Source organism: Yersinia sp. 22-579 (assembly GCF_030433455.1).
Lineage (GTDB): Bacteria > Pseudomonadota > Gammaproteobacteria > Enterobacterales > Enterobacteriaceae > Yersinia > Yersinia enterocolitica.
This window is the reverse complement of record NZ_JAUJTZ010000039.1, coordinates 1-1,170: the sequence shown is the minus strand read 5'-3', so window position 1 is coordinate 1,170 and position 1,170 is coordinate 1. Positions and strand designations below refer to the sequence as shown.

The following is a 1,170-nucleotide window of genomic DNA, read 5'->3' as shown; positions in this document are numbered from 1 at the left end:
CGGAGCGCCCCTTATATCTTGATCTCTTTCCTCACAGGATCGATGATCCCCGACTGATCATCGGGATGTCATGGGTGAGATTGCGAGTGCCCGTGGGTTTAAGCCTGTCACCTAGATTAACCCCCCCATGACATATCTCATCGCCTTAAAGGCCGTACGGTATCTTGTGCTTCGAGCACGTATTTTATAAGGAAGGTCCTGGCGATTTATTTTATTCTCTAGAGGGCTCCTGCAATGACAGCATTCACTCCCGTTGGTATTGATATTGCGAGCAAAAAATTTGATGCCGCTATCTGGATTGAAGGGAAAAAATATAAAAATAAGGTGTTTGCCAATACACCGACTGGATTTCACGCTTTCTTACTGTGGCTCGCGCCTTATGGGCCATGTCATATCTGTATGGAAGCAACCGGTGCTTATAGCTTGCCATTGGCCACTTATCTCTACGATGCCGGTTATCCAGTCAGCGTGGAAAATGCGGCACGCATACATGCCTTTGGTCAGAGCGAACTTATCCGCAATAAGACAGATAAAGGCGATGCAAAAATGATTGCACGCTATTGCCATCTTCATAAGCCACCTGAATGGAAGCCCGTCCCAGTCAACGAACGAAAACTACAAGTATTGATTAACAGACTGAATACACTGAAAGAAATGAAACGAATGGAAGAAAATAGAGCGCTGACGTCTGAAACTATAGTGCAAGACTCAATTCAAAAAGTGATTGCGGCACTTGATGAAGAAATTAAAGAAATAGAACAGGCAATCAAAAAACATATTGATAACGATCCAGACCTGAAAAAGAATCAAGCCTTACTGGAATCGATACCGGGAGTCGGTGAAATACTCAGTACAACCCTTTTGGGATATGTGGGTGATATGTCGCGATTTAGCAGTAATAAAGCCCTGGTTGCCTATGCTGGTCTCAATCCGATGCTAAAAGAATCAGGGTGTTGGAAAGGGAGTACCAAGCTGTCGAAGAAAGGCAATGCCCTGTTACGAAAAGCACTGTATATGCCAGCAATCACGGCCTTGAAATATAATCCGGTCGTTGCTGCATTATGTAACAGACTGAAAGAGAAAGGAAAACGGGGTAAGTGCCTGGTGTGTGCAGCAATGAAAAAGTTGTTGCAGTTAGCTTATGGCGTATTGAAGTCGGGTAAACCATTT

At 44.3% G+C, this 1,170-nt stretch carries 1 protein-coding gene; it reads left to right on the top strand.

Translation table 11 applies throughout. The annotated features are described in order from the left end of the window. Positions 1-234: 234 nt before the first annotated feature. Positions 235-1,170 (top strand): IS110 family transposase (locus QSV56_RS21890; RefSeq protein ID WP_219644527.1); only part of this gene is annotated, 936 nt, incomplete at its 3' end.